The organism is Corallococcus exercitus (genome assembly GCF_042231735.1).
Taxonomy (GTDB): Bacteria; Myxococcota; Myxococcia; order Myxococcales; family Myxococcaceae; genus Corallococcus; species Corallococcus exercitus_B.
Map to the genome: position 1 here is coordinate 6,678,665 of NZ_CP102577.1, position 23,045 is coordinate 6,701,709.

Genomic DNA, 23,045 nt, shown 5'->3' on the forward strand with positions numbered 1-23,045 from the left:
ATGTGTGGCGGCGCGCCAAGCTCACCACCCGACACTTGGCGGACGAGGAGGAAAAAAGCACGCGCCTTCAGGCGCCTGCACCGTCTGCAGAAGGCCGCCCGGCAGCCCCGGGCCGACTTCGAACTCTGGTACGCCGACGGCGTTCACTTCAACCTGCTCCCGGTGACGCGCTCCGTGTGGCGGCGCAAAGGGCAGCGGCTGCTGGTGCCCACTCCGGGCAAGAATGTGCGAGTGGGTGTGGTGGGGGCCATCCGCTTTCCCAGCAGGCACTTCCTCTTCGCCTACCAGCCCAAGAGCGTCACCACCGCCCTCTTTCTGTCGCTCCTCGGAAAGCTGGTGGCGCGAGCAAAACGGACGGACAGACGCATCGTGCTCGTCCTCGACAACGGCGGCCCCTTCACTTCCCACCGCGCCCAAGTCGCCCTTGAGGCCGCCAAGCCCCAGGTGCGCGTCTTGCGGCTGCCTTCGTACACCTCGGAAACCCTCAACTGGATTGAGGGCTACTGGGACGAGCTCAAGAGCACCTACTTCAGCCAGATGCTGACCGAGCAGCGCGAGGCGTTCTATCCTGAAGCCGTCCGACTGCTGCACCGCTTGCGGCGCTCCGGTCGACTCAGCCTGCTCGCGCCTCGCGCTACCCCCTGACAGGACTTACTTCCTCTGGCTTAGACTCCCCAGGGCCTCGCGCGCCGGCCGTGGACCGCGAAGCCCCAAGCTGGAGCCAGCCACCCCATGACGTCTTCCCTTCGCCTCCTGGGCACGGGCCTGTTCGCCTGCGCCCTGTCCCTGTCCGGCTGTAGCGACACCGACCCGTCCCCTCCCGTGCCCGTTCCGGACGCCGGTACGGTGGATCCTCCGAAGCCCGTGGTCGAGCTCACGGACTACGTGGACGCGGTCCCCACCGAGCCCTGCATGGACGCGAGCTATGCGCAGCCGCGCGCGAACTGCTCGGACTCGTCCAGCTTCCCGCTCGCGGGCTGTGACCTGCGGGCGGTGGGCGCGCTGGAGCCGTCCGGCGTCTACCAGGCCATCTTCCGCTACAACGCCACGAGCACGTTCGGCGCGGGCTTCCGCCTGGACACCACCCCCAGCTTCCTGGGCCGTCCCCTCGTGCATCAAGAGCTGGGGCCCCAGGGGTTCTTCATCACCGGGGAGCTCACCAACTCCGCGAAGCAGGTGCAGCGGTACGCGCTCGCGGGCTGCCGCGTGCCGGAGCCCGGCCACCTCACCGGCTGCTTCGTGCGCTGCACCGACGGCGTGCCGGACTACTCCGGGACCTTCCACGCCCAGCGGATGAACCTGTCCCGGGAGGAGCCCACCGGCGCCCAGCCCCTGCGCCTCGTCTCCGAGACGGCCATCCCGGTGGGCGACCCCGTGGACGTCTACGTCACCAAGGGCCACGCCTACGTGGTGTCCCTCCCCCGGCGCGGTGAGCCCGGCGGCCTGAGCGTCGTCAACGTGAGCGACCCGGCCCACCCGGTCCTCGTCACCCGCCTGAACCTGCCCAACGACAATTACTGGAACGGCGTCTGGGCCAAGGGGGACGCGCTCTACGTCGCCAGCGGAGACTCCGGCGTCGTCGTCTACGACATCACGGACCCCGCGGCCCCGCGGTACGTGCGCGCGCTGCCCGGCGGCGCCATCAACGTGCACACCGTGTTCGTGGACGGCGACCGGCTGTACGCCATGTCCCCGTCCCCCAACGGCGAGACGCTCCTGTTCGACGTGCGCTCGCCGCTGGAGCCCCAGCTGCTCAACCGCATCTCCGTGCCGCGTGAAGAGGGGGTCAGCTACCCGCACGACGCGTTCGCCTACCAGGACCGGCTCTACGTCAACCACACGCGCACGGGCTACGTCGTCCTGGACGTGAAGCGCGCGGACCTGTCGCCCGTGCTGGGCACGTATGCCTTCAACGGCCAGTACAGCCACGCGAACGCGGTGGGCACCATCGACGGGCGCACCATCGCCTTCGAGGGCGGCGAGCGCTTTGGCGCGCACCTGCGCGTGCTGGACGTCACCGACCCGGCGAACATCAAGCTCATCGGGCAGGTGAAGAAGCGCCCGCAGACGTCCATCCACAACATGGTGCTGAAGGGCACGCGGCTCTACGTGGCCTGGTACCACGAGGGCGTGCGCGTCTTCGACGTGGCCCAGCCCGAGAACCCGAAGGAGATCGCCGCCTTCGACTCCTTCCAGGAAGCGCACCCGCACAGCACCGACAGCCTCTACCAGGGGGCCATCGGCATCCGCGTGCCGGGCGACGGGCACATCTACGCCATCGACATGTCGCGCGGACTGCTCATGCTGGCGGAGCCGTGACGCGCGGGCGTCACTCCGTTTCGATGCGGTTGCGGCCGTTCTCCTTCGCCCGGTAGAGCCGGGCGTCGGCGGCGCGCAGCAGCTCGTCCAGGGTGGTGCCGTCCATGGGCGCCACCGCGAGCCCCGCGCTGAAGGTGACGTGGAAGGTCTTGCCCTCGTCGCTCTCGAAGGACATCCCCGCCAGCTCCTCCGCCGTGCGGGAGAGGATCTCCTTCGCGCTCTCCGGCGACTCGCCCAGCAGCGCGACGACGAACTCCTCGCCGCCCCAGCGGGCGCGCAGGTCCTCGCGGCGGAAGCGCGCCCCCAGCAGCCGCCCCAGCCGCATCAGCACGCGGTCGCCCGCGAGGTGGCCGTGCTGGTCGTTCACCTTCTTGAAGTGGTCCACGTCCAGGAAGCACAGCGCCAGCGGCTTGTCGCTCCGGCGCGCCTCCGACAGCCGCGTGGCCACCGCCTCCACGAAGGGGCGGCGCAGCATGAGGCCGGTGAGCGCGTCGCGCTCCGTGCGCTCGCGCGACAGCCGCGCCCGCTCCAGCCGCGCGTGCACGCGGGCGCGCAGCTCCTCCTTCAGCACGGGCTTGGCCAGGTAGTCATCCGCGCCGGCCTGGAACGCGGCCAGCCGGAACTCCAGCCCCACCTGCGTGGTGATGAGCAGGATGGGCAGCTCCTGCCACTCCGGCGTCAGGCGCAGGATGCGGCACAAATCAAAGCCGCTGGGCCCGGGCATCTGCACGTCCAGCAGCAGCAGGTCCGGGCGGTGCTGCGCGAGCGCGTCCAAGAGGCCGTAGGCGTTCTCCAGCCCCACCACCTCCACCGCGTCGCTCACCAGCGCCTGGGAGAGGGCGCGCACCGCCTCCGGGTCGTCGTCCACCACCATCACCTTGGCGCGCTCCAGCCTGCGCGCCGCCACCAGCCGCTCCGCCGCGGTGGCGAAGTCCTGCTGGGTGAAGGGCCGGGGCAGGAACAGCGACGCGCCCGCGTGCGCCGCGTGCACTCGCTCCTGGAGGCCCGCGCCCGTGCTGGAGAAGGCCAGCGGCAGGGACTGGTGGCCATCCATCGCGCGGAGCGCGCTCGCGGTGGCGAGCCCCTCCGAGCCCATGTGCAGGAGCGCCCCGTCCACCCACTGCCGCTCCACCGCGGCGCAGGCCTCCTGGGCCGAGCGGGCCGTCACCACCCGCACGCCCTCCCGGTCGCCCATCTGCTTCGCGTCCGCGAGGATGGCCGCGTCCTCGTCCACCACCAGCAGCGTGCCCATGGCGGCGACGACTTCCTCCTCCGGCTCCGGCTCCGGGGCGAGGACCGGCAGCGACACGCGGTCCTCCAGCGCGCGGAAGCCCGCGTCCACCGCCGCCCAGTCCAGCGTCCCTCCGGTCTTCACCGGACGGAGCACGTCCTCCAGCGCGCCCGCCGCGATGCTCACGTCGCGGAAGCCGTAGCTGCCCGCGGTGCCGTGCAGCTTGTGCACGACGCCGTAGGCCTCATCCATGGCGGCCGCGTCGCCGTGGCGCCCCTTGCCGAGCAGCGCCTGGAGCGTGGCCAGCCGCTCCGGCAGCTTCGCGCCGTAGTCCGCGCTCAAGAGGGCCAGGCTCGCCGCGAAGTCGTCCACGGGCTCCTCGTCCTCATCCGCCTCCTGGGCCTCCGGAGGCGGAGGCGGCGGCTCCGCCACCGCGAAGAGCTGCTCCAGCCACACCGCCAGCTCCTCCGGCCGGTAGGGCTTGTGCACTACGCGCGCCACGCCCAGCTGGCGCGTGAGCAGCTCGTGGCTCTTCAGGTCCTTCCAGAAGGCGGACGCGAAGAGCACCGGCAGGCCGGGCTTCGTCTGGCGCAGCTCGCGGATGAAGTCCGCGCCCGTCATGCCCGGCAAGAGGCCGTCCACGATGGCGGCATCCACCGGCCTGGACTGGAGCACCTCGCGCGCCTCCGCGGCGGTGCGCGCGGGCGTCACCTGGTAGCCCTTCTCCCGCAGGAAGGCGCAGACCAGCGCCTGCAGGTCGCGGTCGTCCTCCAGGAAGAGCAGCGTCTTGTCGTTGCGCGCGGTGCTCATGGCATCGCCTTTCGGGGCTCGGCCGCGGGGTCGCGGCGGGCCAGCAGTCCGTTGAGCAGCTCCCGCACGGAGGCCACCAGCTCCTCCTCGGAAGCGCGGGCCTTCGTCAGGTGCCGGGTGATGCCCAGCGTGAGCTGGCGCTGGTCGGTGCGCGACAGCTCGCGGCCGGTGAAGACGATGAGCGGCGTGGCGCGGCCCTTGCCCTGGCGCAGGATGTCCACCACCTCGAAGCCGTCCAGCCGGGGCAGCCCCACGTCCAGGACGATGAGGTCCGGGGGCGTGTCACGCGCGAGCGCCACCGCGCTCTCCCCGTCCGCCGCCTCGATGCACAGCGCGCCCAGCCGCTCGAACTGCGCGCACAGCACCCGGCGCGTGGTGGCGTCGTCGTCCACCACCAGCACGCGCGCCTGGCCCGGCTGGCGCATGGCGTAACGCAGTGTCTTCAGCAACCGCGTTTCCTCCACGGGGGTGGGCAGCCAGTCCACCAGCAGCGCCGTGCCCGCGTCCTTCGTCCCCGCCTGCGAGCGCCCGGACAGGGCCACCACGGGCAGGTCGTGCGTGCGCGGCTGTTCCCTCAGGCGGCGCACCCAGTCCAGCACGACGCCGTCCGGCATCTGCGTGTCCACCACCAGCGCGTCCGGCAGCGCGTGCTCCACCGCCTGCGCGGCCTCCGTGAGCGTGGCGGCGCGCACCACCCGGTAGCCTTCGTGCGACAGCAGGCCGCGCAAGAGGGCGGACAGGTCCGCGTCCGCGGTGACGATGAGCACGTTGTGGCGCGACTCGTCCGCGGGCAGCGCCGTGCCGGCGGCCGGCGCGGGGACGCGCAGGGCCTCCAGGGTGAAGTGGAAGGTGGCGCCCTGGCCGGGCGGGCTGGACACGTCGATGCGGCCGCCGTGCTGCTCCACGATGGCCTGCGAGATGGCCAGCCCCAGGCCGGTGCCGCCCTTGCTGCGGGTGTCGGACGCGTCCAGCTGCTGGAAGCGGCCGAAGAGGCGGGGCAGCTTCTCCTCCGGGATGCCGGAGCCCTGGTCCGTGACGCTGAAGCGCACCCGGCCGTCCCCCGTGAGGCCGGCGGCCACCACCACGGAGGCGCCCTGGGGGGAGAACTTGATGGCGTTGGAGACCAGGTTGGTGAGCACCTGGATGAGCCGGTCGCGGTCGCCCTTCACCTGCGGCGCGCCCTCCACGTCCGAGCGCAGCGTGACGTGCGCGGCCTCCGCCACGCCCTGCACGCCCGCGAGCGTGGCCTCCACCAGGTCCTGCGCCGTCTGCGGCTGGAGCTTCAGCTCCAGCATCCCCGACTCCATCTTCTCCAGGTCCAGGATGTCGTTGATGAGCCGGATGAGCCGTTCCGTGTTGGTGCGCGCGATGCGCACCATGTCCAGCGCCTGCGAGGGCAGCTCGCCCACGATGCCGTTCTCCAGCAGGCCCAGCGAGCCGCGGATGGAGGTGAGCGGCGTGCGCAGCTCGTGGCTCACGGTGGAGACGAACTCGTTCTTCATCCGCTCCACGGCCTTGCGCTCCGTGAGGTCGCGCACGAAGACGGTGGTGCGCGGGGGGCCGTCCGCGTGCACGCGCGCGAAGGTGAGCTCCGCGGGGAACACGGCGCCGTCCGCGCGCAGGCACGGCGCCTCCACGCGCGCCGCGCCGCTGCCCTGGAGGAGCGCGGCGTGCACGGCCTCCCGCTGCGCCGCCGGCAGCGTCGCGGGCAGCGCCAGCGACAGGAAGTCCGCGCCCACCGCCCGCGCGGACGGCAGGCGGAAGTGGGCCGCCGCGGCGGGGTTGAACTCCGCGACGCGGGCGGACTCGTCCAGCACCACGATGCCGTCCGGCGACGCCTCCAGGATGGCGGCCTTGCGCGCGTCGCTGGCCCGCGCCTCCGCGCTCGCGGCGGACAGGGCCTGGGTGCGCTCCGCGACCCGCGCCTCCAGCCCCCGGTTGAGCTCCGCCAGCGCCGCGGAGGCCTGGGCCAGCCGCACCAGCACGACGATGACGTAGCCCACCAGCAGGAGCGACACGCCGAAGAGGACGATGCGCGTGCGCTCGGCGCGGGACTGGGACTGCTCCTGGAGCTGGAGGTACGTGGTGATGAGGCGCTCGGCCTCGCCGGTGGCGCCGTGGTCCAGCAGCGCCTGGAAGGACGCGTCCGCGGAGCGCTGCAACGCCGTCAGCTCTCGCGCGCGGGCCTCCAGGCCGTCCAGCGCGGCCACGGCGGGCGCGGACAACGCCTGTCCCTCACGGGCCCGGGCCAGGCGCGCGAGCGAGGCCTCCACGCGGGCGCCCGAGGCCTCCCCGTGGGCGCGCGAGGCCAGCAGCACGTCCGCGCCCAGCGCCTCCACCTGCTCACGCGGCGCGCCCGGGGGCAGCGCGGCGGCGGTGGCGGCGACCTGCCTGGGGAAGGCCTCACGCAGGGCGGTGAGCTGGCGGTCCTTCTCGAGGGCCGCCGTCAGCAGGCCGCGCGAGCCCTCCAGCGCGCGCAGGTACGTGTCCAGGGAGGCGTTGAGCGACCGCAGGCCTTCGTCCGGGAGGAAGCCCTCCGCCGCCGTGCGCAGCATGCGGGCGCGGGCGGCCAGCGCGTCGAAGTCCCGGTCGGAGGCGCCGTGCAGCTCCGCCATGCCCACGCGCTGACGCAGCACGTCCTGTTCCAGCTCCGTCGTGGCCACGCGCAGCTGCCGCAGCTGGGTGCGGTAGTGGTCGTGGTCCGCGGTGGAGCCCGGGCGGCCGAGGATGAACAGGGCGCACAGCACGACCAGGGCGCCAGCGGCCAGCGCGGCGGAGCGTTTGGACAGGCGGGGTTCCATCAAGGCACCAGGCGGCGGATTTCCTGCGGCAGCGTCATGGGGTCGAACGGCTTGCCGATGACGCCCACCGCGCCCAGCTCCAGGTAGCGCGCCACCTCCTGCTTCTGGACCTTGGCCGTCATGAAGATGATGGGCGTGTTCGCGGTGGCGGGCTGGGCGCGCAGCCGGCCGAACGTGGTGGGCCCGTCCATGCCGGGCATCATCACGTCCAGGAGGATGAGGTCCGGGCCCTCCTGGCCCGCCTTCTCCAGCGCCTCCGCGCCGGAGGACGCGAGCACCGTCTTCCATCCCCCCACACGGCTCAGGCTCAGCTGCCCGATGGTGCGGATGTCGTCCTCGTCGTCCACGAGCAGGACCTTCTCGATTTTCGCCATGGGAGGGAGTGCTCCGGGAAGTGGGGTTTGGATCGGGGGTTACGGGCGCGGGGCGGCAAGTGGATCCCTCAGGCCCCTTCCGGCCCGGGTTCGCACTCCGGCAGGTCGAAGGAGAAGCGGGTGCCCGCCCCGGGAGTGGTGGTGAAGCGCAGGGTGCCGCCCATGCGGGCCACCAGCCCCTGGGCGATGCTCAGGCCCAGCCCGGTGCCGGGGCGCCTGCGGGTGTCGGAGGCGTCCGCCTGGGCGAACTTCTGGAAGACGCGGGCCTGGAAGGCCTCCGGGATGCCGGGGCCGTAATCCTGCACGTCCACGCGAAGCGCGCCGGCCTCGCGGGTGAGCGACAGGGTGACGCGCTCGCCCTGGGGGGAGAACTTGATGGCGTTGGACAGGAGGTTGGCCAGCACCTGGATGAAGCGGTCCTCGTCCACGCGGGCGCGGGCGTGGGGCGCTTCCACCACGGCCTCCAGGCGCACGCCGTACTCGTCCGCGTAGCCCTGGTGGGCCTGGAGGGCCTGGGCCAGCAGCGGCGCCACCTCCGTGGGGGCCAGGTGCAAATCCAGCCGGCCGGACTCCATCTTCTCCAGGTCCAGGATGTCGTTGATGAGGCGCAGCAGCCGCTCGCTGTTCTTGTGGGCGATGCCCACCATCTGCGCCACCTGGGAGTCCAGGGGGCCGGCCACGCCGCCGCACAGCAGGCCCAGCGAGCCGCGGATGGAGGTGAGCGGCGTGCGCAGCTCATGGCTCACGGTGGAGATGAACTCGTTCTTCATCCGCTCCACGCGCTGGCGCTCCTCCTCCAGGAGGCGGGCCTGGGTGACGTCGCGGGCGACGGCGTAGAGCAGCCCCTCCTCCGGGTCCGACACGGCGTTCCACTGGAGCCAGCGCCAGGAGCCGTCCTGGCAGCGGGCGCGGTGCTCGAACTGGAGGACGGAGGCGCCCTCGCGCGCGCGGGCCAGGTGCCGCGAGGTGGCGGCGCGGTCCTCCTCCAGGGCCAGGTCCACCAGGGACGTGCGGTGGAGCTCCGCGTCGGAGAAGCCGAGGGTGCGGCTCCAGGCCCGGGACAGGCGCAGGAAGGTGCCGTCCAGGGTGGCGATGCAGAGCATGTCCATGGAGACTTCGAAGAAGCGCTCCTGCTGCGCCAGCGCGATGCGGGCCTCGCGCTCCTTCAGGGCGTTGAGCTCCACCTCCGCCCAGCCGGCCAGGTCCGCGAGCGCGGCACGGTCCGCGTCACAGAAGTCCCGGGGCTGGTGGTCGATGAGGCACAGCGTGCCCACGCGGCTGCCGTCCGCGGCGCGCAGGGGGTGGCCCGCGTAGAAGCGGACGAAGGGGGCGCCCAGCACCAGCGGGTTGTCGTGGAAGCGCGGGTCCTTCAGCGCGTCCGGCACCACGAAGGTGGCGGAGGAGAGGATGGCGTGGCCGCAGAAGGACACCTCGCGCGGCGTCTGGGTGGCGTCCAGCCCCTGGCGCGCCTTGAACCACTGGCGGTCCTCGTCGATGAGCGAGACGAGCGCGATGGGCACGCGGAACAGGTGCGACGCGGCGCGCACGATGCGGTCGAACCGTTCGTGCGCGGGCGTGTCCAGCAGACACAGCGAGCGCAGTGCCTGGAGGCGCCGCGGCTCGTCCGCGGGCGTCGGGGGAGGAAGCATGGCGTGCGCCCCGTGCTACCCCACCCGTCTGCCATTGGTAAGAGGGGCACTCACGAAGGCCCGGCCCCCGGGTCAGGGGAACGGGCGGGCAGCCATGCGGTTGCAGTCCGGCGGGATTTGTCTGCCCTTGGCGCCGTGCTAGCCGGCGCGGCGCTTCCGGGCCGGGGCCAGCCGCTTCTTCCGCGGCGTCGGCCGGGACTCAGGGGCCGCCTTGGGGGGCATGACGGACACCACGGTGCGCACCACGCGCGCCACGGCCTTGAGCTGCCGGGGCTCCAGCTCGCGCAGCGTGCGCACCAGGCGCCGCAGCTCCAGCGAGTCCTCCTGGCCCGGCGTGGCGCGGGGCGACACCGCGGAGGCGCCGGCCCCCACGCCCAGCAGCGTGTCCGCGGAGACGGACAGCACGTCGCACAGCCGCCGCAGGTTCTGCGCCCGGGGCAGCATGCGGCCGCGCTCCATGCGGCTGTAGACCTCCATGGCGATGCCCACGCGCTCCGCCACGTCCGCCTGCGTGAGTCCCAGCCGCAGGCGCGCGTCGCGAGCGGCGGCTCCAAACACCATGTTCAGCTTTTCATTCACCGGGGCGGGCACCCCCAAAACCTTGCACCTCTCCCCCGGCGCGCAAGTTTTCGGGGAGCCCGGCACGGGGACAGGAGCGTGGCGGGCAGGCCCTATCCGAGAAAGCGGGCCGGGTCCGCACGACGCGGAAGCAGGCCGCGGGTGCGCTCCGGGCCCTGTCCGCGTATATCTAGTTATTCGAGATATCCATTCTATTCTCAGATATTGGCATGCTCCAGATGCGGCCAGCATCGCCCCCTCGACTCGCTGGCTCGCCTGAAGGGACGTGACCATGCGACTCCGCGCCTGCGCCGCACTCCTGCTCTTGCTTTCGGCGTGTGCCACCTCGGCACCGGGTCCAAGAGAGCGCGCGTCCCGGAACCCGAGGTTCGCCAACCTCCAGCGAGCAGCAACGTTGCCGTGGACGGACGGGGGCCGGTGCGTCGTACGTGAGGCTTCCCAGCCTTGGCCCGTGCTGGTGGAGAAGTGCTACCGGATCCTCGACCATGACCGGCTCGAGTTCCACGACACCACGGGAAGATGCACTGTGGCCTCGGCGGATGCCGCGGCCGTGGGGCTCGGGTTCTGCGTGCTGGCGGCTCCTGAGATTGCCGTGGGCGCCGTGCTCGTGCTCGGCGTGGTGGTGGTCGGCGTCGCCATCAAGGAGGCGTTGGACGCGTATGAACTGCGGCATGCCTACCCCGAGGAAGCTGGGACCTCACGAGGAGCGAAGGTGTCATCCCGGGAAGCCGAAGCGCAACGCAAGCCCAAGCCGGAGCCCGAGCCAGCGGGGCAGGACTGGCAGCCCCCGGTGCCGCCCGTGCCCGTGGACCGGACCGGACGCGCCAGCTGCGAACCTGTTCCCGTGCCCCATGCGGGCAAGGACGACCCGCATAACGAGTGCGCCGATAAGTTCCCGCCGAACCGCTACCCCGGCATGGACGTGCTCGTGGGCGGTGTGCGCTTCGATGCGCTGCAAGTCGGCGTTCGCAGGCTGTGGGAGATCAAGACCCATCAGTTTGATACGTACAGCGACTTCGTCCGGGATCGGGAGATCGAGAAGGAAATCAAGCAACTGGATAGGGAGCGGAAGGCCGCAGCAATGTGTGGATATGGTTTCGTCCTTGGGGTGAGCACCCAGGCGCACAAAGACGCGCTTCAGCGGGTGGACCGGAGCCTCGATATTGTTGTCACGGGGTGCAAACGATGACCGCCCGAAAAAGACTCGGCCTCATCGTCTACGCGCCTGCGCTTGTGGGCAGAGACCGCCGCACAATCGAGAGCGTTCATGGAATGGAGAAGGCGCTTCCCGGCCTGCGGCTGGAGTGGAGACTCTCCAATGGAGGGCGTCCTATCGCATTGCCGCTGCGTGATGAATGGATCCTGGAAAAGATCGAGGATGGAGGATTCCCGCTCGTGTGCAACGGGGACCAGGGCTTTCCCGTGACGGTCTGGGGAAGGGAAAGATCAGGGCTCTTCAGCCCAGGTGGTCAAGACCTGTTCGAAGTGCACGCGAAGCTGCCATTGGACAAGCCCGTGATCGAATCAGCGGCGGCTGTGCTTGAGGGCGTAGCGGAAGGGGCACGCGCGTTGTGGGGCGAGGCGACGCCAGACGACGCTGCCGTGGACATCGCGTATCAGACCGCCCCCACGCTGGCAGGCCCCCCCTCCCCACGCCGGGGCCTGCCAGCCCTGAGGTGCTTCGAGCACATCCGCGCGCCCGAGATTCCCTATTACCTTGGGTGGCTGAACTACTGGTCGGCTGCCGCCGCGCAGGCCATCGGGTTCCCGGACCCGGCCCGCGACGCCGAGCTGCTCACACGGGCGCGGCGCACGGCATCGGGCGGCTGGGTCGTGCAACTCACCGACGCGCCGCTCGACCTGGACAACCCCGCCCACCTGGACGCGCTCCTACGGGCCTATGAGCGCTTCCCGGAGATCGGCGGACGCGCAGCGCCTTGACCTCAATCAAGGGGCCTGGGACGTGGCTCCGGCTGTAGGAAGGAGCCCCACTGCGCGGACATCCGCGATGGTAGCCTTCCCATCCGGGAGGTCATGCACCATTGCTCCAACCGTTCAGATTGGCCCTCGTGCTCGCGCTCATTTGCGGAGCAGCCGTGAGGGCTGAGCCGGCACCGGGTGCGCGCGTCAGGCGGGAACGTTCCGTCGCCATCGCCAGCACGCCCACCGGCCCGCTTCCCGTTGTCCATGTCGCGGCGGACACGCCGACGGTGTTCCTCTTCTCTTCCCCGATTCAGCGGAAGACCCTCACCTTCGACGAGTCCCGGATTCGCGTGCTGGACGCGGGCGAGCGCTCCGTCATCGTTCAGCCCGTGGCCAACCTCGGTGCGGGCGAGCGTCAGGAGCTCGGGGTCTTCTTCGCTGACAACCGAGCGCCGACACGGGCCGCGTTCGTGCTCGTGACCGACCCGTCCGAAGTGGACTCTCGGATCGACGTGCAACGCCCGGAGCCGCCGGACACGGCCTGCCAGCCCACGACCAAGCCCCGGCGCCGAAGCCGGAAGACTTCGTGCTCCTTGGCTACGTGGACGAGAAGGGGGTCACGACGTCCAGCCGCAAAGGCACGGTCGATGCGGTGCAGGGGTTTATCTTGAACAAGCTCGTCGCCTTTCGGGGCGCGGGGTGGATTCTGGCGGACGTGACGATGGTGAACCGCCCTGACCACCCCGCCTGGACACCACGAGAAGCGATGTTCGTGGGGCGAGTCGGCATGCCCCTGCGGGCGCGGCTCGTAGCGAAGAAGCCGGGAGCAATCCTTCCGGGGGAGGACGGGCGCGTTTTGGCGGTCGTGGAAGTGCCAGAGACGAAAGCCGACCTCGTCTTCACCCTGGAGGTGCGTGGGGAGGAGGGGCGTCGGCTCACGATTCCAGACGTGCGCTTCCTGAAGCCCGCCGCGGAGGACTCCCAATGAGCGCGACGCTGCCCCGCGTTCCGCCCGGTTCGTTGATTGACGGGTGGAAGGTTTCCAAACCACTCGGTGACGGAGGCTTCGCGTTCGTCTTCCTGGGCGAGAAGAACGGCAGCCACCGGGCCATCAAGGTGGCCCAGCATCGGGAGTCCAGCGGTGACCCCAAGCAGACCCATGCCCGGACGCTGCGGGAGTTGACGGCGCTGCTCATGCTGGACCATCCGAACATCGTCCGGCCACAAGGGTATGGACTCGCGGAGAGTGGGAACCTCTACCTCGCGCTCGACTACGTGGACGGCTGGACGCTCGCGGAGTGGGCGGAGCGCAAGCACCCGACCGTTCGCGAAGTCCTCGAGGTCTTCGCGAAGCTCGCGGGTGCGCTGTCGTACATGCACGGCCGGGGCATCCTGCATCGGGACCTGAAGCTGTCCAACGTGCTCATCCGCAAGAGCGACGGCGAGCCCGTCATCATCGACTTCAGTTGCGCGACCTACACCCTCGCCGAAGACCTGACGGACGGGGGCCTGCCTCCGGGGACGGACCGCTATCGCGCGCCCGAGCAGTTCAAGTTCCTGCGCGAGCACAAGGACAAGCACCGGGCTCGCTACGCCTTCCAGGTGGCCGACGAAATCTTCGCGGTCGGCGTCATGCTCCATGAACTGCTGACCGACCCACGCCCGACGGAGTTTCGTCCGCGCTTCGACTTGAACAGCCCTGCCCTCCCACCGCCGCCACCCCGCCTGGCGAATGCGCGGGTGCCAGCGGAGCTGAGCGACCTCGTCGAGAACATCCTGGCCCGAGACCCCAAGAAGCGTCCGGTCGATACCGAGGCGCTGCGCCGCGAGCTGGCGGAGCTCCGGGCCGGGCGCTCCGCCGAGTATGACGTGCCGGTCCATCCGCCCGCTGAACAGCGTCACGGCGGGCCGACACCCGCGGCGCTGGCAATGCCCTCCACGCCGCAATCCCTCAAGCGGCATGTGGCCCTGATGGGACGACCGCTTCGCGCGGGAAGGTGGCTCGCAGGCCTCGTTTGTATCGTCGCGCTCGTCATGGTCGCGGCCCTCTGGCGCTCGTCAGGGAGCGTCCCCGGCGGGCCTGCCGGGTCGCGCGACGCCGCGGCCCCACGCCCTCCTCCCGCCGCCCCCCATTCCGCGCCGCCCAGGACAACCCCTCCTGCTATGACACCTGCTGGCCCTTCGCCCGTGACAGTCCCTGGGCCAGCCATCGCCGCTGCCCCGAAGGAAGGATCCGCCTTGAAGACGCCAGCACCCGAAGCCTCGCCCCCAGGACGTGCGCCCCGAATGCCGAAGAAGTCCGTTGCCGCCGTCGAGTGCGCGTCGTTGTCGCTCATCGCGGCGCTGGCGGCGGGTTGTCCGGGGGCACAGATCCGGCCCGAGGCCTTCACCTGCCCGGCTGGGGCGGAGGAGGCCATGCGGGATCAACTTCACTGGAGGGACAGAGAGTATTTCTCCATCCAACTCGACGACCGCCAATCAGGTTGGGATGAAGTGTGGTTCACCGCTGGCGCGGAGGTGGTGGGGGTGGTCCCCAAAGGCATCTCCAGCGACCGGCAACGTGCAGTCGCCCCCGTGGGGACGCGCTTCTACGGAAAGGCCTACTACCTCTCCGACAAGATGGGGCGTGTGGATGGGCCGGCACTCATCGTCCGGTACGACCGCGTGAAGCTCCCGGGGCAGGAGGAGTATCCCATTTGCGGCGTGGTGGAGAACGAAGCCGTGGCGTTCAAGGACGGCAGGGTGAAGGGATCCAATCGGGGTGCCGTGACCGTGGTGGACCGCTGGCCCTGAGCAGGCCCGGGGCGACGTGTTGGGTAGGGGCTTGATTGCGCGCCCCGCCTCCTCGAACGCGACATGAACGTCCAGGGTCGTCCCGCGACGGCCCATCCCACGGGTGACGTCGCCCACGACGCGTGGGCCTTCGGAGGCCTGCGCGAAGAGCTTGAACGACTGGCGCTCCCGCGGCGCGAGCGCGCCCGGGGTCAGCGCTCCCGCAGCGCGAGCGCGCCCTGGATGATGAGCCCCATGGCCTTCAAGGCCTCTTCATCCAGGGGCCGGAGCGCGCGCACCAGCCGGCGCAGGGTGGGCGGATCCTCCTCGCGGTCCGCGAGCGCCAGCGTGCGCGCCTCCTCTGGAAGCGTGGGCCCGTCCAGCCCCAGGAGGGTGTCCGCGCGGATGCGCAGCACCATGCACAGCCTGCGCAGGGTGGTGGAGCTGGGCAGCACCCGCCCGCGCTCCATGCGGCTGTAGACCTCCATGGCGATGCCCACCTGGCTGGCGACGTCGCCCTGGGTCAGGCCCTGCCGCTCGCGGGCCTCGCGCGCCGCGGTGCCCACCGTGATGGCCAGCTCCTCGTTCATTGCCGCTCACCCACCCCTGGCCGGACCGTGTCTCCCATGAAGTCAGGTGTCCGGCATCCTACCTGACACGGCACCAACACTACCCCAAGGGGCATCCGCCATGCTATGGACCTGAGAGGTCCAATTGGGCCTCTCCCGCATGCATCCTCCCAGCCACGTTCTCCCTCTCCGATTGAACCCCCCACATCCTGAGAAAGCCCGGCCTCCCTCGGGCGAAGGAGGCTTCCCGCAATGAACCTGGAGGGAGGACATCCGCTGCTCCTTCAGCCGCAGGAGGTGGTGGGCAGCTTCCGGCTCTTGAAGCGCCTGGCCACCGGCGGCTACGGCACCGTGTTCCTGGCGGAGACCGGAGGCTTCCACGTGGCGCTGAAGTTCGCGCTCCAGGGGCCGCAGGACTCCGAGGAGGGCTCGCAGGTGGACGCGCGCACCCTCAAGGAGGTGAGCGTGCTGCACCGCATGACCCACCCCAACGTGGTGGCGCTGCGCGGCTACCACCGCTGGCCGCACCCGCGCACGGGCTACCTGTTCCTGGTCATGGACTACGTGGAGGGTCCCACGCTGTCGGACTGGGCGGTGGGGTCGAAGCCCACGGCGCGGCAGGTGGCGCGGCTGTTCGCGGAGCTGGCGCTGACCTTGGACTTCATCCACCGCGCGGGCGTGCGCCACCGCGACATCAAGGGCAGCAACATCATCGTGCGCGCGTCGGACGAGCGGCCGGTGCTGGTGGACTTCGGCTCCAGCGACCACGCCTGCGCCCCGGCCATCACCGACGGCCGGCCCCCGCCGGGCACGCCCAGCTACCGCAGCCCGGAGCTGTTGCGCTACTGGCTGAACAACCCCAAGGGCATGGCCCGCTACGTCTACCAGCCCACGGACGACCTCTATTCGCTGGGGCTCACGCTCTTCCAGGTGCTCACCGGGGACTTCCCCTACCCCCCGGACCTGCCGGCCGCGGCGCTGCTGGGGGGAATCCAGACCATCAAGGGGAGGTCCGCGCGGTCGCTCAACCCGCGGGTGCCCCGCGCCCTCAATGACATCTGCGAGCGGCTGCTCCGCCAGGACGCCAGCCAGCGCTACCAGATGGGCGCGGACCTCTACACCGACCTGAGCGCCGCGCTGGAGCGCGCCCCCGTCAGCTGGGACCGGCCGCTGTTCAACGCGCCGCCGCCCCACGAGGCCGTCACGCAGGAGTCCGACGCGTACTTCGACGGCAACGAGGAGGCCCGCGAGCTGCGCCGCTGGGCCCGCGCCTACGAGCGGCGCGTCCCGGGCGCCCCGCCGCACTCCAGCGCGCCCACGCCTCCCGTGCCGGCGCCGCCCGGACCGTCACCGGGGCTGGCCGCGCCCCTGCCCCCGCCGATGCCCTGGTGGCTGGCCCGGCGGCTGGCGTGGCGGCGGCGGTGGGAGCAGTGGCTGCGGCGTCTGGGATTGCGCCGGGACGAATGAACCCCACGCGTCCTGCGCTCTTCGCACAACCCTGGAGGTTTTCCCCACGACAGGGTTTGTGCTACCTGCGGGGTTGAGCGATTCCCGCTCGACCCCAGAGGTTGAAAGGCAGGACATGAAGACGCCCGATACGACGACGGAGGAGATTCCCGGCGTGCCCCGCCGGCCGCGCGTGCTGTTCACGGTGGGAGGCACGGCCTTCGAGTTCGTGCGCAAGCTGGAGGTGCGCTCCACCGGGGAGCTGCTGATGCTGGCGCGGCGGCGCTACCGGGGCGGGATGGGCGGCCCGGTGGTCATCAAGCGGCTGCGCAACCCGTCCGGCTTCGTGGAGCGCCGCCGGCTGGTGGAGGAGGTGGAGCTGACGTTCCGGCTCAACCACCCGGGCATCGCGAAGGTCTACCACCTGAAGGCGTACCGGGGCGTCCCGCACGTGGTGATGGAGTACGTGGAGGGCCGGTCGCTGGACACGGTGCTCAACCTGGTGGCCATGCGGCGCAAGCCCATGTCACCGGCCTTCGGCGCGTGGGTCGTGTCGGAGGTGGCGGAGGCGCTGCACCACGCGCACACGCTGCGGGATGAGTGGAACCGGCCGCTGGGCATCGTGCACCGGGACGTGAGCCCCCGGAACCTGCGCCTGGGCGTGCATGGCGAGGTGAAGCTCACGAACTTCACCGCCGCCTTCTCCACGCTGCCGGGCCGGGAGATCACCAGCCGCCCGCTGGTGAAGGGGGACGTGGCGTACGCCTCCCCGGAGGCCTTGCGGCGCGAGCCGGTGGACGCGCGAAGCGACCTGTTCTCTCTGGGGCTGGTGCTGCTGGAGGTGCTGACGGGGACGCACCCGCTGGCGCAAGAGGGGGACGTGGCGCTCCCGCCGCCGCCGGACCTGCCGCTGGTGCAGGCCCAGGGCCCCACGTGGATGCCCCTCACGGAGGTGGCGGCGCGCATGGCGCTGGTGGGGCCCGCACAGGTGGAGCAGCTGGCGCGCGACGTGCCGGAGGGGCTTCGCGCGGTGGTGGTGCGGGCGCTGCGGCAGTCCCCGGCGGACCGCTTCGGCACGGCGGCGGAGCTGGCCGCCGCGCTGCGGGAGTGGCTGCGCGACCACGCGCCCGCGTACGGACGGCAGGCCGCGGCGGAGGAGGTGGAGGCGGCGGCGAGGGAGGCCACGGGAAGGCGCAACCAGGCGGAGCTGCTGGAGGGCGGGCTGCACCCGGCGGAGCTGACCGCCGAGGAGGCGGCGATGACGTCCGAGGGCACCGGAGCTCCCGGGGCCACCGGACTGGAAGGCCCGCCGCCGTTCCTCCGGGGCGACGACGTGACGCCGGACCTGAACGACGAGCCCCTGCCCATGCAGGACCTGGTCGAGGACGTGGACGAGCTGGCCGGGCCGGAGGAAGCGGCCCCCGGAGACGACCTCGAGGACGACGACGACGGCCACCAGCCGGTGTGAGCCCGCGCGGGCTCCACCGCGCAAAGCCAGACATCCCCACGGCTTCGTGCCACCCCCCTGGAAGGCGCGACAGCCTTTCAGCCAGACGCCGTCCGCTCCAACCCCGGCTGGAGCCCTCACGCGCGGCATTGCCGCCTTCCTGCGCTCCGCGGCCCGCGCCACCTGCGCGCCATCGGCGATGACGAGGCACCCGCGCTCGCCGGGGGCATCCTCCTCGTGTCGCCCTGACACCGCGCACGGGAGGGCCTTGATGCCTGGCTGCCTGCCCTCCAGGCCCATGCGCGCGCTCCGGGAGCAGGTTGCCGCACATGGGAGGGATGAAGAACCTCGTCCGAGGGAGGTACCTCTTCATGGCCGACAACGATCCGCGCCCCGCAGCCCCGCAGCCCGCCGAGGACTTCTACGGACGTCCGCTGTCACGACAAGGCGGCGAAACCCTCCACGAGGAACCCCAGCGCTCCGGCGCCGGCGAAGAGGACGACGAGCGCAAGCCCCGCCGCGAGCGGACCGAGGCCGATGAGAAGGGCGTCCGCCCCCGCACCGAGGAGGACGAGGACGACACCGACGACCGCGACCGCAACCTCAACACCGCCAGCGGCCTGCACCCGTATGACCCGCGCGAGCGCGCGCCGGGGTCCTCGCTCGACGACATGCCGGACGGCGACGGCCCCCGCAGCGACGCGGGCACCAACCCGGTGTCCGACGTCTACCGCTACGGCCATCCGGACCGCATGCCGCCGGACCTCGAGCGCTGAGCGGCCCCGCCCGCGCACCGGTTGGGATTGAAAACACCACGGGCCAGGACCCGGGCTTTTCGCCCCGTCCTGGCCCTTCGTCACGTCCGGACTCCGCAAGCCCCGGGGGCGCTCAGCCCACGCGGCGCGGGGCGTGATCCAGGCGGTGCGCGTCCACCCAGGCATCCGCCTGCGCCATCGTGTCCACGAACACCGTGTCGAAGCTGGCCGCGTGGCCGGTGAGGAGCATGGCCACGGACATGGCCTTGCCCACCACCCGCTGCGACAGGTCCGAGCCCACGTACACCACCGAGCGCATCCACTCCGCGCGCACGTTGTTGGCCAGGAACTTGCGCGACTCGGCGGGCAGCTCCGACCCCGGCACCTCGGCCACCAGGTAGAACGGCCCGTTCGCCGCCATCTCCTCGTAGACCCGCAGCGCCCACTTCGCGTCCTGCAGCCCCACGACGCCCGTGTACTTCGTGTGCAACACGTCCGGCGCGGTCATCCGGATCCGGTGCGCGCCACACGTCCACTCGCGAATCTGTTGCTCCATGCGGTCCTCCCCCCGGCTACAGGCGCAACCCTACGCCCAACCCCTCCACCCCGGGGAAGTGACTCGACGAGAACCTGCCCTTTCGGACGAGTCCTGGCTGTCCATTGGATGTCAGACCCCCTCTGTACTGTGTACCTATTCCGACAGCCTTCCAGAGGGGGAACTCATGACGGAAACCCGTGAACTGCCTCGTGTTTCGGTGAACAAGCTGGGCGAGTACCTGGTCGCCACGCCCGCCCGCCGCAAGCGCATCATCCACGACCAGAAGCACCCGCCGGAGCCCCAGTACCTGCGCTATCCGGAGGCGTCCCAGGCCATCACGGACTTCCTCTGCCGGGGTCTGGACTTGAACGTGCTGCGGGAGGCCCAGCGCCGGTTCGCCTGCGCGGTGCCGCAGACGGAGTTCGAGGCGCAGCGCATGCAGCTGTGCTCCGAAGCGCTGGAGCGCTTCGCGGACCTGGTGCCCTGGTTGGATTTGGACGACGCCATCATCAGCGCGGTGGGCGCGGAGCCGCCCGTGCTGGAGATGGCCGGCGTGACCATCAGCGTGCGCCCGGAGGTGGTGGTGCAGCGGCTGGACAAGCAGGGCAACCCGCGCGTGGGGCTGATGAAGCTCTACTTCTCCAAGACGCACCCGCTGGACGAGCGGAGCGGCCAGTACATCGGCACGCTGCTCCAGCGCTTCGCGGAGCAGCACCTGTGCCGGCTGGGCCCGGCGGACCACCGGCTGATGACCGTGGTGGACGTGTTCGCGGGTTCGCTGTTCGTCGCGCCGCGCGCGCACATCCGCCGGCTGGGGGACGTGGTGCTCGCGTGCGAGGAGATCGCCGAGCGCTGGGCCGTCCACTGAAGCTTCAGCCCGGGGTGGCGTCCTGACGGCGCCGGTGGGCCTCCAGCCACGCGCGGGCCTGGGCCTCCGAGTCCACGAACTCCGCCTCCAGCTTCGCGTCGCCGGTGAAGTTGAGCGCCACCACCAGCGCGCGCAGCACCTCGCGGTGCGTGCGCTTGGCGCCGAAGAAGACGACGGCGCGGAACCACGTGGGGCGCACGTGTTCAGCCAGGTACTTGCGCGGCGCGACCGACAGCCCCTCGGAGCTGCTCAGGTCCACCACGAGGTACAGGGGCTTGTCCGGGCCCGCCCCCAGCTCGTGGAACACGTCCACCAGCTCCCGCACGTCCGTCTCTGAAAACGAGCCTCGGACCTTCGTCCAGAGGATGTCGGAGGACTCCAGCGAGACACGCTGTGTCCCGAAGACCCACTCCCGCAGCACCGCCATGCCCTCTCCCACGCAGAGGGCCAGAGGGTACCCAAAACCCGGGGGGCGTCACCAGTCCGTGACCCCTCTTTCCAGAGGGTGTCCCCCCGTACAACCCTGGGGGTTCCCCACGAGGACGCGACCTGCGTGTCCTCCCGGGCCGGGTGAGGGCTCGCACGTCGCGTCATGACGCCGTGCGTGGGCGGCATGGCACCCGGGGCACGGGCTTGTGTCACGCCCGGGTCAGCGCGGCGCGGGCGTCCGCCGGGGAGTGAACGGAAAGCCGCTATGCTCGCCAGCGGGCGGCCAGGCGGACGGCCGCTCCTGGGCGCATCTCCGGCCGGTTGTCGGGACGCGCTTCCTTGCTCACTGTGAAGGGTCGCGCCGCTGGCGCGGAGGATGGGAGCGTGGTGCTGGAGTCCTTGTGGAGCAGACGCGCCGTGCTCGTGTCGGGCAAGGGCGGCGTGGGCAAGACGACGCTCTCCGCGGCGCTGGCGGTGGCGGCGGCGCGCGCGGGCCGGCCGGTGCTCCTGGCGGAGCTGTCCCCGGACGAGGGTGGCCCGTCCACGCTCGCGGGGCTCCTGGGCGTGCAGGAGGCCGGGGCCCGCGTGACGGCGGCGGGGGCGAACCTGTCCTTCGTGCGCCTGTCGGCCCAGGAGGGGCACCGGCTGTTCCTGGAGGAGACCCTGCCCGTGAAGTGGCTGGCGGAGGCCGCGCTGCGCTCGCGGGCGCTGCGGCGCTTCCTGGAGGCCGGGCCGGCGCTCAAGGAGATGGGGCTGATGTTCCAGCTGCTGTCGCTGGTGCGCCGCAAGCACCCCGACGGCAGCATGGTGCACCCGCTCACGGTGGTGGACCTGCCCGCCACCGGCCACGCGCTGGCGCTGGCCACGCTGCCCCGGAGCATCCTGTCGCTGATGCCGGGCGGGCCCGTGGGGCGCGCGGTGCGCGAGGGGCTGGACCTCCTGCAGGACCCCGCGCGCACGGGCGTGGTGCTCACCACCCTGCCGGAGCCCCTGCCGGTGAGCGAGACGCTGGCGCTGGTGGACGAGCTGAAGGACGTGGGGCTGCCCCTGTCCGCGGCGGTGCTCAACCGCATGCCGGAGGACCCCTTCACGCCGGAGTCGCGCGCGGCGCTGGAGCGGCTCCTGGAGACGCACGGGCCGCACCGGGGGCAGCGCGCGCTGGAGCGGCTGGAGCGCGCGAGGGAAGCGCGGCAGCGGCTGTCCGCGGGCCTGGGCGTGCCACACTGGGGCATGCCGGAGCTGGCGCTGACGGGCATGGCGCTGGTGGAGCGGTTGGCGGAGCTCTTGGGGTCCACACTCGAAGGGGCCGCGTCCCACCGCGGCCGGGAGGCCACGCCATGAACCTGGACGGCTTGCTGCGCGACAAGCGGATCATCGTGTTGTGCGGCGCGGGCGGCGTGGGCAAGACGACGACGGCGGCGGCGCTGGGCGTGGCCGCGGCCCGCGCGGGGCGCCACGTGCTGGTGCTCACCATCGACCCGGCCCGGCGGCTGGCGGAGGCCATGGGGCTGAAGGAGAACGGCGCGGAGCCCACCTCCGTGCCCCCGGAGCGCCTGTACGCGGACGGCCCGCGCGGCACGGGCCGGCTGGACGTGTGGATGCTGGAGCCGCACGTCGTCTTCGAGCGCATGGTGCGCCGGCTGTCCGCCACGGAGAGCGCCGCGCGCGCCATCCTGGAGCACCGGCTGTACCGCTTCCTGTCGGAGCTGGTGGCGGGCGTGCAGGAGTACGCCGCCGCGGAGGCGCTGGACACCTTCCTCGCGGAGGGCCACTACGACCTCATCCTCCTGGACACCCCGCCCAGCCGCCACGCGCTGGACTTCCTGGAGGCCCCGGGCCGGCTGTCGCGCTTCCTGGACGACCGGGTCATCTCCCTCTTCGGGCCCGACTCCGGCCGCACCGGCCGGCTGTGGCAGGGCGCGCAGGCGCTGGTGGGCCGCGTGCTGGACGGCATCTTCGGCGGCGGCTTCGCGCAGGAGATGCGCTCCTTCGTGGCCGCCTTCGGAGGGCTGTTCGCCGGCATCCGCCTGCACGCGGACCGGCTGCGCGAGCACCTGTCGTCGAAGGACGCGGCGTTCCTGCTCGTCACGTCGCCGGAGGCCGCCGCGCTGCGCGAGGCCACCTTCTTCCAGGAGACGCTCCAGGCGAAGGGGCTGCCCTTCGCGGGCTACGTGCTCAACCGCAGCTGGGCGCGCGAGGACGGCCTGGCCCCCGCCGCCAACCTGAAGCCGCACGCCAGCAACGCCGCGGACACGGACGCCGTCAGCGGGCTGGAGCACCTGGCGGGCGTGGAGGACGCGCGCGCGAAGGCCCACCGCTCGCTGCTGGCCCGGCTGGCCGAAGGGCTGCCCCGGGGCGCGCTGGCCATCGCCGCGCCGGACGCGGGCGCGGACCTGGAGGACTTCCGGGGACTCGTGCACCTGGGCGACGCGCTCACCGTCGCCTGACGCCGGGGGCCTGGAGGCCCTGGAGCGGACGGGCGAGCAGCGCCGCACCTGCACGGCTGGAGCTTTGCGCGTCCGGGCCCGCTTCCCA

19 protein-coding genes and 1 pseudogene are annotated in these 23,045 nt (G+C 71.7%); 12 read left to right on the top strand and 8 right to left on the bottom strand.

Going from position 1 to position 23,045, the window contains the following annotated elements; all coding sequences use genetic code 11:
• Positions 1-645 (top strand): transposase, encoded by a 645-nt coding sequence (locus NR792_RS26560; protein ID WP_375755491.1) that lies wholly within the window; start codon positions 1-3, stop codon positions 643-645.
• A gap of 87 nt (positions 646-732) precedes the next feature.
• The gene (locus NR792_RS26565; protein WP_375755492.1) at positions 733-2,319 is read left to right on the top strand and encodes an LVIVD repeat-containing protein; all 1,587 of its coding nucleotides are present in this window, start codon (positions 733-735) and stop codon (positions 2,317-2,319) included.
• Between the two features lie 10 nt (positions 2,320-2,329).
• Here NR792_RS26565 and NR792_RS26570 read toward each other — a convergent pair whose 3' ends face one another.
• The 5 genes from NR792_RS26570 to NR792_RS26590 form a co-directional block, all read right to left on the bottom strand.
• Positions 2,330-4,360: a response regulator gene (locus NR792_RS26570; RefSeq protein ID WP_375755493.1), complete on the bottom strand. Its 2,031-nt coding sequence runs from the start codon at positions 4,358-4,360 to the stop codon at positions 2,330-2,332.
• Positions 4,357-7,161 (bottom strand): ATP-binding protein, encoded by a 2,805-nt coding sequence (locus NR792_RS26575; protein ID WP_375755495.1) that lies wholly within the window; start codon positions 7,159-7,161, stop codon positions 4,357-4,359. The genes NR792_RS26570 and NR792_RS26575 overlap by 4 nt, the downstream gene beginning before the upstream one ends.
• Positions 7,161-7,535 (bottom strand): response regulator, encoded by a 375-nt coding sequence (locus NR792_RS26580; protein WP_014400722.1) that lies wholly within the window; start codon positions 7,533-7,535, stop codon positions 7,161-7,163. Before NR792_RS26580 ends, NR792_RS26575 begins: the two co-directional genes overlap by 1 nt.
• Before the next feature lie 68 nt (positions 7,536-7,603).
• Positions 7,604-9,184 carry an ATP-binding protein gene (locus NR792_RS26585; RefSeq protein WP_375755496.1) on the bottom strand — a complete coding sequence of 527 codons (1,581 nt, stop codon included), beginning with the start codon at positions 9,182-9,184 and terminating at the stop codon, positions 7,604-7,606.
• A 138-nt stretch (positions 9,185-9,322) separates the two neighbouring features.
• On the bottom strand, positions 9,323-9,745 hold the full coding sequence (locus NR792_RS26590) for a helix-turn-helix domain-containing protein (RefSeq protein WP_375755497.1): 423 nt from the start codon (positions 9,743-9,745) through the stop codon (positions 9,323-9,325).
• 289 nt (positions 9,746-10,034) lie between these two features.
• Here NR792_RS26590 and NR792_RS26595 point away from each other — a divergent pair, with 289 nt between their 5' ends.
• From NR792_RS26595 to NR792_RS26610, 4 genes and pseudogenes are all read left to right on the top strand, one after another.
• A complete protein-coding gene (locus tag NR792_RS26595) occupies positions 10,035-10,952 on the top strand; it encodes a DUF6310 domain-containing protein (RefSeq protein WP_375755498.1) in 918 nt (305 codons plus the stop codon).
• Positions 10,949-11,704: a DUF5953 family protein gene (locus tag NR792_RS26600; protein WP_375755499.1), complete on the top strand. Its 756-nt coding sequence runs from the start codon at positions 10,949-10,951 to the stop codon at positions 11,702-11,704. Before NR792_RS26595 ends, NR792_RS26600 begins: the two co-directional genes overlap by 4 nt.
• 101 nt (positions 11,705-11,805) lie before the next feature.
• Positions 11,806-12,674, top strand: a pseudogene (locus NR792_RS26605) (DUF2381 family protein).
• Positions 12,671-14,479, top strand: coding sequence for a serine/threonine protein kinase (locus tag NR792_RS26610; RefSeq protein ID WP_375755500.1), 1,809 nt, complete (start codon positions 12,671-12,673; stop codon positions 14,477-14,479). The pseudogene NR792_RS26605 and the gene NR792_RS26610 overlap by 4 nt, the downstream one beginning before the upstream one ends.
• 191 nt (positions 14,480-14,670) lie before the next feature.
• Here the strand turns inward: NR792_RS26610 and NR792_RS26615 are convergent, their stop codons facing one another.
• A complete protein-coding gene (locus NR792_RS26615) occupies positions 14,671-15,048 on the bottom strand; it encodes a helix-turn-helix domain-containing protein (protein ID WP_375755501.1) in 378 nt (125 codons plus the stop codon).
• 231 nt (positions 15,049-15,279) lie between these two features.
• Here NR792_RS26615 and NR792_RS26620 point away from each other — a divergent pair, with 231 nt between their 5' ends.
• From NR792_RS26620 to NR792_RS26630, 3 genes are all read left to right on the top strand, one after another.
• Complete coding sequence (locus tag NR792_RS26620; RefSeq protein ID WP_375755502.1) at positions 15,280-16,494, top strand: serine/threonine-protein kinase; 1,215 nt, start codon at positions 15,280-15,282, stop codon at positions 16,492-16,494.
• A gap of 115 nt (positions 16,495-16,609) precedes the next feature.
• Positions 16,610-17,941, top strand: a complete 1,332-nt coding sequence (locus NR792_RS26625; RefSeq protein WP_375755503.1) for a serine/threonine-protein kinase — start codon at positions 16,610-16,612, stop codon at positions 17,939-17,941.
• A 350-nt stretch (positions 17,942-18,291) separates the two neighbouring features.
• Entirely contained in the window at positions 18,292-18,696 is a 405-nt protein-coding gene (locus NR792_RS26630; protein WP_375755504.1) for a hypothetical protein, read from the top strand.
• A 112-nt stretch (positions 18,697-18,808) separates the two neighbouring features.
• Here the strand turns inward: NR792_RS26630 and NR792_RS26635 are convergent, their stop codons facing one another.
• Positions 18,809-19,231: an STAS/SEC14 domain-containing protein gene (locus NR792_RS26635; RefSeq protein WP_375755505.1), complete on the bottom strand. Its 423-nt coding sequence runs from the start codon at positions 19,229-19,231 to the stop codon at positions 18,809-18,811.
• Between the two features lie 166 nt (positions 19,232-19,397).
• Here NR792_RS26635 and NR792_RS26640 point away from each other — a divergent pair, with 166 nt between their 5' ends.
• Positions 19,398-20,081, top strand: a complete 684-nt coding sequence (locus tag NR792_RS26640; RefSeq protein ID WP_120523879.1) for a hypothetical protein — start codon at positions 19,398-19,400, stop codon at positions 20,079-20,081.
• 4 nt (positions 20,082-20,085) lie between these two features.
• On the opposite strand, the gene NR792_RS26645 is transcribed toward NR792_RS26640, so the two are convergent.
• Positions 20,086-20,508 carry an STAS/SEC14 domain-containing protein gene (locus NR792_RS26645; RefSeq protein ID WP_375755506.1) on the bottom strand — a complete coding sequence of 141 codons (423 nt, stop codon included), beginning with the start codon at positions 20,506-20,508 and terminating at the stop codon, positions 20,086-20,088.
• 389 nt (positions 20,509-20,897) lie between these two features.
• Here NR792_RS26645 and NR792_RS26650 point away from each other — a divergent pair, with 389 nt between their 5' ends.
• Positions 20,898-21,851 carry an ArsA family ATPase gene (locus tag NR792_RS26650; protein ID WP_375761697.1) on the top strand — a complete coding sequence of 318 codons (954 nt, stop codon included), beginning with the start codon at positions 20,898-20,900 and terminating at the stop codon, positions 21,849-21,851.
• Positions 21,848-22,957, top strand: coding sequence for an ArsA family ATPase (locus NR792_RS26655; protein WP_375755507.1), 1,110 nt, complete (start codon positions 21,848-21,850; stop codon positions 22,955-22,957). Before NR792_RS26650 ends, NR792_RS26655 begins: the two co-directional genes overlap by 4 nt.
• Positions 22,958-23,045 lie beyond the last annotated feature (88 nt).